This is a genomic window from Phenylobacterium sp. (assembly GCF_019636135.1).
Taxonomy (GTDB): Bacteria; Pseudomonadota; Alphaproteobacteria; order Caulobacterales; family Caulobacteraceae; genus Phenylobacterium.
Map to the genome: position 1 here is coordinate 1 of NZ_JAHBYD010000052.1, position 12275 is coordinate 12275.

Annotated in this window: 14 protein-coding genes; 4 read left to right on the plus strand and 10 right to left on the minus strand. The window is 71.1% G+C overall.

Going from position 1 to position 12275, the window contains the following annotated elements:
• Positions 1-211 precede the first annotated feature (211 nt).
• Positions 212-1831: an NAD(P)/FAD-dependent oxidoreductase gene (locus tag KF737_RS21995; protein WP_296460574.1), complete on the plus strand. Its 1620-nt coding sequence runs from the start codon at positions 212-214 to the stop codon at positions 1829-1831.
• A 57-nt stretch (positions 1832-1888) separates the two neighbouring features.
• On the opposite strand, the gene rsgA is transcribed toward KF737_RS21995, so the two are convergent.
• Positions 1889-2968, minus strand: a complete 1080-nt coding sequence (rsgA, locus tag KF737_RS22000; protein WP_296460577.1) for a ribosome small subunit-dependent GTPase A — start codon at positions 2966-2968, stop codon at positions 1889-1891.
• Between the two features lie 243 nt (positions 2969-3211).
• Here rsgA and KF737_RS22005 point away from each other — a divergent pair, with 243 nt between their 5' ends.
• Positions 3212-3517: a GNAT family N-acetyltransferase gene (locus KF737_RS22005; RefSeq protein WP_296460580.1), complete on the plus strand. Its 306-nt coding sequence runs from the start codon at positions 3212-3214 to the stop codon at positions 3515-3517.
• Between the two features lie 272 nt (positions 3518-3789).
• Here the strand turns inward: KF737_RS22005 and KF737_RS22010 are convergent, their stop codons facing one another.
• Positions 3790-4530 (minus strand): methyltransferase, encoded by a 741-nt coding sequence (locus tag KF737_RS22010; protein ID WP_296460583.1) that lies wholly within the window; start codon positions 4528-4530, stop codon positions 3790-3792.
• 118 nt (positions 4531-4648) lie between these two features.
• Between KF737_RS22010 and KF737_RS22015 the strand changes: the two genes are divergently transcribed.
• On the plus strand, positions 4649-5674 hold the full coding sequence (locus KF737_RS22015; RefSeq protein WP_296460587.1) for a polyprenyl synthetase family protein: 1026 nt from the start codon (positions 4649-4651) through the stop codon (positions 5672-5674).
• Here the strand turns inward: KF737_RS22015 and KF737_RS22020 are convergent.
• From KF737_RS22020 to fumC, 4 genes are read right to left on the minus strand one after another with little or no spacing between them, the layout of a single operon-like run.
• Entirely contained in the window at positions 5671-5982 is a 312-nt protein-coding gene (locus KF737_RS22020; RefSeq protein ID WP_296460590.1) for a CcdB family protein, read from the minus strand. The two genes, KF737_RS22015 and KF737_RS22020, sit on opposite strands and share 4 nt — an antisense overlap.
• A complete protein-coding gene (locus KF737_RS22025) occupies positions 5979-6224 on the minus strand; it encodes a type II toxin-antitoxin system CcdA family antitoxin (RefSeq protein ID WP_296460593.1) in 246 nt (81 codons plus the stop codon). Before KF737_RS22025 ends, KF737_RS22020 begins: the two co-directional genes overlap by 4 nt.
• A 31-nt stretch (positions 6225-6255) precedes the next feature.
• Positions 6256-6951, minus strand: a complete 696-nt coding sequence (locus tag KF737_RS22030) for a phytanoyl-CoA dioxygenase family protein (protein WP_296460596.1) — start codon at positions 6949-6951, stop codon at positions 6256-6258.
• The gene (gene fumC, locus KF737_RS22035; protein WP_296460598.1) at positions 6915-8306 is read right to left on the minus strand and encodes a class II fumarate hydratase; all 1392 of its coding nucleotides are present in this window, start codon (positions 8304-8306) and stop codon (positions 6915-6917) included. The genes KF737_RS22030 and fumC overlap by 37 nt, the downstream gene beginning before the upstream one ends.
• Before the next feature lie 79 nt (positions 8307-8385).
• On the opposite strand from fumC, the gene KF737_RS22040 reads away from it, so the two are divergent.
• The gene (locus tag KF737_RS22040) at positions 8386-8742 is read left to right on the plus strand and encodes a RusA family crossover junction endodeoxyribonuclease (RefSeq protein ID WP_296460600.1); all 357 of its coding nucleotides are present in this window, start codon (positions 8386-8388) and stop codon (positions 8740-8742) included.
• A 76-nt stretch (positions 8743-8818) separates the two neighbouring features.
• On the opposite strand, the gene KF737_RS22045 is transcribed toward KF737_RS22040, so the two are convergent.
• The 4 genes from KF737_RS22045 to KF737_RS22060 form a co-directional block, all read right to left on the minus strand.
• Positions 8819-9106: a DUF1153 domain-containing protein gene (locus KF737_RS22045; protein WP_296460602.1), complete on the minus strand. Its 288-nt coding sequence runs from the start codon at positions 9104-9106 to the stop codon at positions 8819-8821.
• A 167-nt stretch (positions 9107-9273) separates the two neighbouring features.
• Entirely contained in the window at positions 9274-10674 is a 1401-nt protein-coding gene (locus tag KF737_RS22050) for a flagellar hook protein FlgE (protein ID WP_296460604.1), read from the minus strand.
• A 51-nt stretch (positions 10675-10725) separates the two neighbouring features.
• Positions 10726-11484, minus strand: coding sequence for a flagellar hook assembly protein FlgD (locus KF737_RS22055; RefSeq protein ID WP_296460606.1), 759 nt, complete (start codon positions 11482-11484; stop codon positions 10726-10728).
• Positions 11485-11488: 4 nt separating this feature from the next.
• Positions 11489-12275: flagellar hook-length control protein FliK (locus KF737_RS22060; protein ID WP_296460609.1), on the minus strand; the 787-nt coding region annotated here is incomplete at its 5' end.

Sequence of the window (12275 nt, forward strand, 5' to 3'; positions counted from 1 at the left end):
CGCCCGCGCCGCGGTATCCCGACAGCGACGCGGCCCTGCGCGCCGCCGCCGGCGCGGCCGACCGCTACCAGCTCCTGGCCGCCGGCCGCCTCCTGCGCGAAAGGCGCCTGGAGCAACTGGAAGCCGTGGTCGCGGCCTGCCGCTGAGATCCGAACGTCATCGAATGGCTGGCGCCTCCTCCTGCGGCCGCCGGGCCGCTACATAGGCCGCGATGCTTCGCGTCTCGGAACTCAAGCTGCCCCTGGACCACCCGCCGGAAGCCCTGCCGGAGGCGATCGCCGCGCGGCTGGGCGTGGGCCGGGCCGACCTGCTGGGCTGGTCGGTCTGGAAGCGCGCGCACGACGCGCGGAAGAAGGGCGCGATCCTCAAGGTCTACATCGTCGACGTGGAGGTCCGGGGCGAGGCCGAGGTCGCGGGACGCCTCGCCGGCGATCCGCATGTCAGGCCGACGCCCGACACGTCCTACAGGCCCGTCGCCGCCGCGCCGCCCGCCCTGCCGCTGCGCCCCGTGGTGATCGGCGCGGGCCCCTGCGGCCTCTTCGCCGGGCTGATCCTGGCCGAGATGGGCTTCCGTCCCATCATCCTCGACCGCGGCAAGGCGGTGCGCGAGCGGACGAAGGATACCTGGGGCCTGTGGCGCAGGAGCGAGCTCAACCCGGAATCCAACGTCCAGTTCGGCGAGGGCGGGGCCGGCACCTTCTCCGACGGCAAGCTCTACAGCCAGATCAAGGATCCCCGCCACCTCGGCCGCAAGGTGCTGACCGAGTTCGTGGCCGCCGGCGCGCCGTCCGAGATCCTGATCGAGGCGCACCCCCACATCGGCACCTTCCGGCTGGTGACCATGGTCGAGGCCATGCGCGCCAGGATCGAGGCGATGGGCGGCGAATACCGCTTCCAGCATCGCGTGACGGACATCGAGATCGACGGCGCGAGGCGCGTGCGCGGCGTCCACCTGCACGACGGCGGCTTCCTGGAGGCCGACCGCGTCGTCCTGGCCATCGGCCACTCGTCCCGCGACACCTTCCAGGCGCTCTACGACCGTGGCGTCCACATCGAGGCCAAGCCGTTCTCCATCGGCTTCCGGATCGAGCACCCGCAGTCGTGGATCGACCGCGCCCTCTTCGGCCCCTGCGCCGGCCACCCGGACCTGGGCGCGGCGGCCTATTCGCTGTCGCACCACGCCTCGAACGGTCGCACAGTCTACAGCTTCTGCATGTGCCCCGGCGGGACGGTGGTGGCCGCGACGTCCGAGCCCGGCCGCGTCGTCACCAACGGCATGAGCCAGTACTCGCGCAACGAGCGGAACGCGAACTCGGGCTTCGTGGTGGGCGTCACCCCGGCCGACTATCCGGGCGACCATCCGCTGGCCGGCATCGACCTCCAGCGCGACCTTGAAAGCCGCGCCTTCGTCGCCGGCGGCGGCGACTACCACGCGCCCGGCCAGCTCGTCGGCGACTTCCTGGCCGGCCGCGCTTCGACGGCGCTGGGCGGCGTGGTCCCGAGCTACCGCCCCGGCGTGCGGCCGACCGACCTGGCCCCCCTCATGCCCGGCTACGTGATCGAGGCGATGCGCGAGGCGCTCCCCGTCTTCGGCCGCAGGATCCCCCGCTACGACGACCCCGAAGCGGTGCTGACCGGCGTCGAGACGCGCACGTCGGCGCCCGTCCGCATCACCCGCGGCGCGGACTTCCAGAGCCTGAACGTCCGCGGCCTGTTCCCGGCCGGCGAAGGCGCGGGCTACGCCGGCGGCATCCTCTCGGCCGGCGTCGACGGCATCAAGGTCGCCGAGGCCGTGGCCCGCTCCATCGTGGGCGGGGCGGCGAGCGCGTAGGGGCCGCGCCCATCACGCTCCGGAACGCCCGGACAAGCCGTGGGACGGGGAAGGGCCTCAGCCGTCGTCCGGGCCGCTGCGCTTCTGTTTCGTCCAGGCGCGGGCGGCCTTGTGGCGGCTGGCCCAGAGGCGGCGGTTCTCCTGGGCCGCGCGGGGGTCCTCGCGCCGGTGCTCGTAGGCCAGTTCCGCCTGCAGCTTCCCGTAGGCGGCGAGCCGCTCGGGCGCGAGCGCGCCGGCCTCGATGGCCGCGCGGACCGCGCAGCCCGGCTCGCCCTGGTGCCTGCAATCGGAGAAGCGGCAACGGCCCGCCAGCGCCTCGACATCGTCGAACGCCGTCGCGACGCCCTCGTCGGCGTTCCAGAGGCCGAGCTCGCGCATGCCCGGCGTGTCGAGGATCAGGCCGCCCGAGGGCAGCAGCACGAGCTCGCGGTGGGTGGTGGTGTGCCGCCCGCGCGCGTCGTCCTCGCGGATCTCGCGCGTGGCCATCCGCGCCGCGCCGAACAGGGCGTTGACCAGCGTCGACTTGCCCGCGCCCGACGAGCCCAGCAGCACGGCGGTTCGCCCCGGCGGCAGGCGGGCGGCGATCGCGTCCAGGCCCGCGCCGGTCTTCGACGAGATGGCCAGCACCGGGGCGCCGAAGGCGATGGCCTCGACCTCGGCCACCGGGCCCGCGACGTCCTCGGCGAGGTCGGCCTTGGTGAGGACCACGACCGGCTCGGCGCCGCTCTCGTAGGCGGTGGCCAGATAGCGTTCGAGGCGGCGCAGGTTGAGATCGGCGTTCAGCGAGGCGACCAGGAAGGCCACGTCGACGTTGGCCGCCACCACCTGCGCCCCGCCGCGCGTGCCCGAGGCCTTGCGGATGAAGGCGGTCCTGCGGGGCAGCACCGCGTGGACCAGCGCCAGCGTCTCGCCGGGGCGGGCTTCGAGGGCCACCCAGTCGCCGGCGGCGGGCCGTTCGTCGTCGCGCAGGACCTTCAGCAGCGTGCCGGAGGCGCGCGCGTCGATCTCGCCGTCGCCGGTGACCACGCGATAGCCGCCGCGCTGCTGGATGACGATGCGGCCGGGGACGAGGCCGTCCGCGGCATAGGGCGTGAAGTCGTCCTGGAGCGCGTCGCTCCAGCCGTAGGATTTCAACAATGGGGTTGTCCCTGCTGAGCGTGTCCGGAGGTTCGGGAGCCGATCAGGCGTCGACCGCGGGGACCCCGCGTGGGCAGGTCCGGTTGCGCGCTAGGCAACGACAGCGGCGACGCAGCGAAGGGCTGCGCGGGCAATGGACGACATCTGGCGCTCCTCCTCTGCTGATTGAGCCGCTGGGACGCGCGGACCTTGGCGGCGCGCCTGCTTCGCGTCAAGAAGGCTGGTCCTTCAGGAGGAGCGCGCATGGCCGACGTCACCATCACCGACAACACCGGGCGGAGCCGCTTCGAGGTGAGCCTGGAGGGGCACACGGCCTTCGCCGAATACCGCCTGAGGCCGGGCGTGATCGAGCTGCCGCACACGGTGGTGCCCCCGGCGTTCGAAGGGAAGGGCGTGGCCAGCGCGCTGGCCCGCCACGCCTTCGCCTATGCGCGCGAGAAGGGCCTCAAGGTCGTGCCGACCTGCGAGTTCATGGCCGGCTGGGTGAAGAAGCACCCCGAGGCGCACGACGTCGTCGATCCCGGCTGCAAGGCCGAGCTCGGGATCTGACGGCCGCCTCGAAGGCCGCGACCGTCGAGGCCTTCCTCGCCGAGGTGGCGCGAGCCTTTCAGCTTCGATGGCGCGTCAGCGCCGTTTCGATTCAACCACGGAAAACACAGAAAACACGGAAGGCGGCGGATCCCGCAGAGCCCCTTCCGTGTCCTTCCGTGTTTTCTGTGGTCCATCTCAAGGGCGCCTGCGGCGCGCAGGAAGCCCGCCGGCTCAGCGCAACCCCTTTGTCCGTCAGAGGGGAGCCCTGGCGAACCGAATGCGGACTGCTCCTAGCCCCAGCTCAGGTCGGCTTCGCCGCGCAGGATGGCCTCGACGTCGGGCCGGTGCTTGGCCCCGCCGCGGTCGTGCAGGACGAGCGGCGGCAGCAGCTTCAGCGGCGCCTTGCCGGTCTTGACCGCGCGCACCAGCACGCGCTTGGCCGGCGCGTCGGCGAAGGGATGGACGCCCCGGACCTGGAACGAGCCCGCCTTCGCCGCCAGGTGGGTGAGCAGGTCGGCCAGCCGGTCGGCGCGGTGGACCACCGTGATCGTCCCGCCCTCGCGCACCGCCTTCAGCAGGAACTCGATCCACGCCATCAGCCCCTCGTCGGCCAGCCACGCGGCGGCCTTTTCGGGCGCGGGTCCGCGCAGCGCCGAGGGGTCGTCGAAGAACGGCGGGTTGGCGATCGCCGCGTCGAAGGGCTGCAAGCCCGTGACCGCGAACCGCTGCGCCACGTCGCCGTGGACGGCCTCGACGCGGTCCGCCATGCCGTTCAGCGCGATGTTCTCCCGCGCCAGGGCCAGGGCCCCGGCCTCGCGCTCCAGGCCGGTGAACCGCGCCCCGGGCCGCCGCGCCGCCGCCGCGAGCAACGCCGCCCCCGGCCCGCAGCCGGCGTCCAGCACGCGCTGTCCCGGCCCGGCGTCGCAGGCGGCCGCCAGCAGCGCCGCATCGAGCCCCGCGCGGTAGCCGCGCGCCGGCTGTTTCAGGCGGATGCGCCCATCCAGCAGGCGGTCCTCGGTGACGGCGTCCATGCGCGCAGGCCTTGGCGTGACGAAGGGTTTGAACGTGTTCGGCGGGGGCCGCTTGACCGTGCCCTATCGCGTCACCATTGTCCCGCCAAACGGCGACCGGTAGGGCCCGGACGCCCTGATGCTTGAGGAAATACCCGTCTTGGAAGCCGCCCAGGCCGTCGCCGCTCCGCCCTCGCTGGACCTGCTGCTGAAGCTGGCCGGGCCGGACATGCGCGCGGTCGACGCCCTGATCCGCGAGCACATGGACAGCCCCGTGCCGGTGATCCCGGCGCTGGCCGACCACCTGATCGCGGGCTCGGCGAAGCGGCTGCGGCCGCTCCTGACCATCGCCGCGGCGCGGCTCTGCGGGGCGCGCGACGACGCGTGCCTGAAGCTCGCCGCCGCCGTCGAGTTCATCCACACCGCGACCCTGCTGCACGACGACGTGGTCGACTCGTCCGAGCTGCGCCGCGGCCGGGTCGCCGCGCACCTGATCTGGGGCGCGCCCGCCAGCGTGCTGGTGGGCGACTTCCTGTTCGCGCGCGCCTTCGAGCTGATGGTGGGCGCGGGCTCGATGGCCGCGCTGGAGATCCTGGCCCGCGCCAGCCGCGTGATCTCCGAGGGCGAGGTGCTGCAGCTCACCCGCAGCCACGACCTGGACCTGACCCAGGACGTCTACATCGACATCATCCGCGCCAAGACCGCCGAGCTGTTCGCCGCCGCCGCCGAGGCCGGCGCGGTCTCGGCCGGCGCGCCGCCCGAGCGCTGCCGCGCGCTGCGCCAGTTCGGCCAGGACCTGGGCCTGGCGTTCCAGCTCATCGACGACGCGCTCGACTACTCCAGCGACGCGGTGACCCTGGGCAAGAACCCCGGCGACGACTTCCGCGAAGGCAAGGTGACCCTGCCCCTGCTGCTCGCCATGCAGCGCACCGCCGCCTCCGAGCGCGACTTCTGGGTCCGCACCGTCGACCGCCGCGAGCAGGCGCCCGCCGACCTCGACCACGCCATCGCCCTCATGCGCGAGACCCGCGCCCTGGACGACACCCTGGGCCTCGCCGTCCGCCACGCCGACAGCGCCAAGGCCGCCATCGCCGACTACGGCTCCAATAGCTGGCGCCCCGCCCTCCAGGACCTCGCCGACTTCGCGGTGATGCGCCGGGCCTAGAACCCGGTGAAGACGCGGTCGAGCGCGCGACGGATGTCGTCCTCGTAGGCGAGGAGATTGCCCACGCCGCGGCTGAGCCGATGTGCGTCGACCGTGGTCGGCTCACCGGCAAGCAAGGTGTAGGTTCGGCCCTGGAATTCGAAGGCGACGCTGGTCAGCGTGACCGCGGGCGCATCCCCGTGCAGCACCGGCGCCACGACCGTCAGGTTGGATGCGGTGAGAAGGTGGGATTGCAGGACGACGAGGTACGGATACTGCGGGCGCGAGCGCGCCGACGGGTTCTCGATCAGATCGAACTGGCGGATCACCAAGTCCGCAGATCTTCCCCGAACACGCCGTAGGCCTCGATCCGCTCGCGCTGCGCCTTGATGGCCTCGGCGTTGTCCTCGGCCCAGCGCCTGGCCTTCTCCTCGTCCGAGAGGCCGCGGTAGGGTGCGTACTCGGCCAGCGCCCTGCGGAGAGTCTGTTCGGTCATTCGCTCGACGGGCAGGCCCGCCTCGCGCGCCTCGTCCAGCAGCCTGGGGTCGATCTTGAGTTCGCCTCTGCCCATGCGCGGAGCATAGCGCGGAATGCCTGGCTCGTCAGCCGGCGCCGATCCCGGCCCATTCGAGACCGCCGGGCAAGGCGTCCACGGCAAAGTCCACTTGCAGCACGCGACGCCGCCGCGGTCGGCATGCGCGCTCCGAGGCATGAAGGATCGGGGTCGAGTAGGCCCAGACGTCGCCCGGTTCGGCGAAGCAGACGACCTGCGGGTGACGTTCGGCGATCGCCGCAGCGTCGGCGGCCGGGGTCATACCGATACGATGCGTGCCGAGAGCGGCGACCAAAGGCGCGTTGTCCGCGTCGACGGGGTCGATGTGGATGCGGAGCGTCGCCATGCGCTCCAGCACCGCCACGGGCGGCGCCGCGTGCAGGATGCCGTCCTTCCGCGACCATGGGCCGAAGCCCTCGACGTCGACGCGCTCGCGCACGGGGATGGCGCGGTCCTGATGCCAGCCGACCGCCCAGTTACCGTCGACGGTCTTGTCGAACAGCACGGCGCGGACGGGGAAGGCGTCACCGCCCAGCAATTCGCTGGCGACGGCCCTGGCAGGCGCGATCAGCTCAGGCAGGGTCGGGTCCTGAAGACGTGAACCGGGGCCGCGCACGTCGAGCGCCCTCAGACGCGCCAGCGCGGCTTCGCCGAACAGGCGCGGCAGCTTCAGCGCGCCGTCGCGGCGGAACGCGTCGATGCCGAGCGTCAGCCCGGGTTGATCATCTTCTCGGGCCGCACCCACTCATCGAACTCCTCGTTGGTGAGGTAGCCGCCGCCGACGGCTTCTTCGCGGAGCGTCGTGCCGTTCTTGTGGGCCGCCTTGGCGATCTTGGCGCAGTTGTCGTAGCCGAGCTTGCCGTTCAGCGCCGTCACCAGCATCAGCGAGCGCTCGAGGTTGGCCTTGATGTTGTCCTCGCGCGCCTCGGTCCCGGCGACCATGTTGTCGGTGAAGCTGACCGCGCCGTCGGCCAGCAGGCGGCAGGATTGCAGGAAGTTGTAGGCCATCACCGGGTTGAAGACGTTCAGCTCGAAGTGGCCCTGGCTGCCGGCGAAGGCTATCGCCGTCTGGTTGCCCATGATGTGGGCGCAGACCATGGTCAGCGCCTCGGCCTGGGTGGGGTTGACCTTGCCGGGCATGATCGAGGAGCCCGGCTCGTTCTCGGGCAGCGCAAGCTCGCCCAGGCCGGCGCGCGGGCCCGAGCCCAGGAAACGCAGGTCGTTGGCGATCTTGAAGAGGGCGCCGGCCGCCGCCGTCAGCGCCCCGTGGCTGAACACCATCGCGTCGTGCGCGGCCAAGGCCTCGAACTTGTTGGGCGCGGTCACGAACGGCAGCTTGGTGATGGCGGCGATCTTCTCGGCCACCAGTTCGGCGAAGCCCACCGGGGCGTTCAGGCCGGTGCCCACCGCCGTGCCGCCCTGCGCCAGCTCGTAGAGGCCGTAGAGGGTCTCCTTGATGCGGCGCACCGACATGGCGACCTGGTGCGAGTAGCCGCCGAACTCCTGGCCCAGCGTGAGCGGGGTGGCGTCCTGGGTGTGGGTGCGGCCGATCTTGATGATGTGGTCGAACTGGGCCGACTTGGCCTTGAGCGCCGCGTGCAGGTGCTCCAGCGCCGGCATCACCGAACGGGCCACCTCCTCGGCGGCGGCGATGTGCATGGCCGTCGGGTAGGTGTCGTTCGATGACTGGCTCATGTTGACGTGGTCGTTGGGATGGACGGGCTTCTTCGAGCCCATCACCCCGCCCATCATCTCGATGGCGCGGTTCGAGATCACCTCGTTGGCGTTCATGTTCGACTGGGTGCCCGAGCCGGTCTGCCAGACCACCAGCGGGAAGTGGTCGTCGAGCTTGCCGTCGATCACCTCCTGGGCCGCGGCGACGATGTACTTGCCGATCTCGGGGTCGAGCTTGCCGAGCTCCATGTTGGCCTCGGCGGCGGCGCGCTTGACGATGCCCAGGGCGCGGATCACCGGCTTGGGCTGCTTCTCCCAGCCGATCTTGAAGTTGCCCAGGCTGCGCTGGGTCTGCGCGCCCCAGTAGACGTCGGAGGCCACCTCGATGGGGCCGAAGGTGTCGGTCTCGGTGCGCGTCGCGGTCATCGTCAGTCCCCCAGGCTCAGGGCCACCGGTTTAACCCCCCGGCGGGAGACTGCAAGCTGCTGGCCGGCTATGACGGGCCATGACCGACGCCTGGACCCAGCACGGCAAGGTGCGCGCCCGCGAAGGCGACGGCCTGCTCGAGATCACGGTCGACGGGCTGACCACCCAGGCGAAGTACTACAAGCCCCTGATCTACGAGTTCTTCCGCAAGGCGTGGCGGGGCAGCCGGCCGGTGTGGGGCGACTTCGCGGTCGAGATCGCCATGGAGTACGTGGGCGAGGCGCCCTGGCTGGATCTCGACAACCTGGCCAAGGCGCTGCTGGACGCGATCAAGGGCTACGCCTTCCACGACGACGCCCAGGTGGCCCGGCTTCTGGTCGAGCGGCGGCCGGGCGAGCGCGAGCGGATCCTGATCCGGGTGACGCGGATGGCCTGAAACGCGAACCGGCCGCGCCCGGGGGAGCGCGGCCGGAGTCTCGCGGACCCGTCCCGGCGGTCGGGACGGGGCGGGGTCAGCGGTACTGTTGCAGGCGCGTGGTGCGCAGGCCGGCCATGCCGTGGCGCTCGATGGAGCGCTGCCAGGACAGGAACTCGTCGTTGGTCAGCGAGTAGCGTTCGAGGGCGTCCTCGAGGCTGATCAGGCCGCCGCGGACGGCGGCGACCACTTCCGCCTTGCGGCGGATGACCCAACGGCCGGTGTTCGGCGGCGGCAGGTCGTTCTTCGTCAGGGGCGCGCCCGTCGGACCGATGACGTAGGTCTCGCCGCGGCTGTTCGTGCGCGTTTGTTGTTGTTGGAGCATCGGCTTTCTACCGCCTCACCATCACTGTTGGACGGAAGGTAATCCGGCGGCCCCTAACAGCCGCTGAATCGCCTTGGTAAAGAAAGGCCTGATCATGGGTTCCCCCGTGTATCATTTTTGTACAGTAGAGTTCATTCATAGGTTACGGTGATGGTTAACCTATAGTATTATCGCTTAATGTTGATTAGTTCCTCAAGCATCTGGTCGGCCGTCGTGATGATCTTCGAAGATGCGGAGTAGGCTTTCTGTGTCTGGATCAGGCCTGTGAACTCTGCCGACAGGTCGACGGTGGAAGCTTCGAGGCTCGATGGCGAGATCTTGCCCGCGCCGCCCACGCCGGCTTCCTTGATGGTGAACTCGCCCGCCGCGAGCGTGGGGCGGTAGGCGTTGCCGCTGACCGGCTGCAGGCCGTCCGAGTTCGGGAAGGTGGCGATGCCGACCTTGGCGACGACGCGGATCTGGCTGTTGTCGTAGATCGCCGAGACGACGCCCTGCTCGTCCACCTCGATGGCGACGATGTTGCCGACGCCGGCGCCGTCCTGGCTGATGGCGTTCACGGTGGAGGTCGACGCGTACTGGGTGATCTTGCCGAGGTCGAGGGCGATGGTCTGGTCGGCGAGGCCCGCCGCGTCGGACCAGGCCGGCGCCATCGCGGAGCCGGTCGCCGTGGAGGCGGCGAGCGTCAGGCGCGGGGCCGCGCCCATGGAGCCGAACAGGGTGGTCGAGGCCAGGTCGATCGTGCCGTCGGCGTTGAACACCACGTCGCCGCTGGCGAGCTGGCCGGGCGTGCCGCCGCCGTTGTCCACGTCGCCCGCGGGCACGCTGTAGATCTCGGCGTGCCACTGGTTCGGGTTCATGGAGTCGTCCTTGAGGAACGCCATGGCGACCTTGCGGCTGCCGCCCGCCGAGTCGATGACGTTCAGCTCGATCACGAAGTCGGGCTGGGTGCCGCCGGTCGGGTCGTCGGCGTAGGCGGCCATCGAGTTCGCGCCCGTCGCGGTGTAGGCGGCCTCCTGGGCCGAGACGACGCCCACCTTGTTCAGGTTGGCGCTGACGGCGATGTTCTGGGTCGGGGCCACGGCCGCGCCCAGGTTCTTGACGTTGATGGAGTTCATCTTCGTCAGGTCGGAGGGGCTCACGTCGAACGTGCCGTCCGCCCGCGCCGGCCAGCCCTGCAGGTAGAGCTTGCTGTCGTTCACGAGGTAGCCGTCCGCATCGACGCTGAACGAACCCTGGCGGGTGAACTTGCGGGCGTCCGAAGCGGTGAGGCCCGCGCCCTTGTCGGCCACGATGAAGAAGCCGTCGCCCGAGATGGCGAGGTCGGTCGAGCTGCCCGAGGCCTGGATGAGGCCCTGCTGGCTGACGAACTGCCGGGTGATCCCCTGCACGCCGCCGGCCGAGTACTGGCCCTTCACCGCCTGCGAGGTGACGACGTTGGCGAAGTTCACCTGGTTGCGCTTGTAGGCGGTGGTGTTGACGTTGGCGATGTTGTCCGAGATCGCGGCGAGCGCGGACGAGTTGGCCACGAGGCCGGAGACGCCGGCGCGAAGGGCTGAGTTGATCGACATGACTTGGTTCCGTTCTCCTGAAGCGGGTTCGCGTCCTGCGAAGTCGGCCGGCTAGGCCGCCGCTGAGGGCGACGTTTCGTCGTCCTTGTTGTCGGGGTTGGCGTTCGAGCCGGAGCCGTCCGACGCGCCGTTCGAGGCGGTGGCGACGGGTTCCGGCGGCTGGCGGATGCTGACGATCTTGTCCCAGGAGACCTGGGCGCCGTTGACGGTGATGAGCGTGGCGCCGTCCCTCTGCTGCACGCCGGTGACGACGCCGTCGGTGACGACGTTGGAGGCGACGGTCGAGCCCTGGCTGTCCTTGGCGGTGACGCGCAGCGTATACGTGCCGTCGGCCATGGACGCGCCGGCGGCGCTCTTGCCGTCCCAGGTGAACTTGTGCTCGCCGATCTTGTTGTCGGTGGGGGCGATCGAGCGGACCACGCGGCCCTTCTCGTCGAGCACCTCGAGCTTCACGTCGCTGGCGTCGCGGTCGAGGATGTAGGTCCACTCGGCCTTGCCGCCCTTGAGGGCCGCGACGTCGGCGTCGGCGCGGACTTCCTTGCCGATCAGGGCGACGGCGGTGGAGACGCCGGAGCCGGTGTTCGACACCAGCTTCTTGAGCAGGTCGTTGGTGAGCAACTGCTGCTCCACGCCCGTCATCTGGACGATCTGCTGCGTGAACTGGTTGGAATCCAGCGGCGACAACGGGTCCTGGTTCTTGAGCTGGGTGGTGAGCAGCGACAGGAAGGTGTCGAAGTTCTCCGCCAGCCGGGCGCGGCCCAGCGCGCCCGAGTCGGTGGTTGCGGCGGCTCCGGAAACGGCGTCGACCATGGTCCTAGATCCTCACGTCGACGCCGGCGTTCACGCCGCGTCGCAGGCGCAGCGCGCCCAGGTTGGCGGTTTCGACCGCGTCGCCGGCCGTCTCGAGCGCGGCGCGGAAGGCCTGGCCGCGGAAGGCGCGGCCGCCCTCGGCCTGGTCCTGCCAGGCCTGGCCCTGCTGGCGGCCCTGGTCGGCGACGTCGAACGACAGGCCGCCCGAGAGGTCGAAGCCCGCCTGCTCCAGCGTGCGCTGCAACTCGGCGGCGCGGGCCTTCAGCTCGTGGGCGGCCTGCGGGTTCTCGAAGACCATGGAGGCGGTCATCTTGCCGTGGGCCCCGATCTCGACGCGCACGTCCACGCGGCCCAGGCCCTGCGGGTCCAGCTCCAGGTCGAAGCGGGTGGTCCTGGCGTCCAGCTTCCGGATGATCTGGGCGGCCAGGTTGGCGACCGTTTCCGGCGCGCCGCGCACCGTGTGCGAGGCGTGGCCGGTGGCCGCACTGGACGACGTCGTGGCGCGGGTCTCGCCCTGCACGGCGGCGTCGCTGTTGTCGGTGTCGGCCCTGGCCTCGCGCGTCTCGGGCTGTTCGGCGGCCTCGACGACGGCCGAGGCGGCCTTGGCGGCGGCGTCGGCGGCCCTGGCGTGGACCGGCTTGTCGACGGCTTCGAGGGGCTTCAGCGCGTCCGGCGTCTCGCCGCCCGACGAGGCCTTGCCGCGCTCGGACCTGGCCGGTTTCACGGGAGCTGGTTCCGGCTTGGCGGCGAGCGTGGGCGTGGCGGGCAGCCTGCTGGCCTCGGCGGCGGCC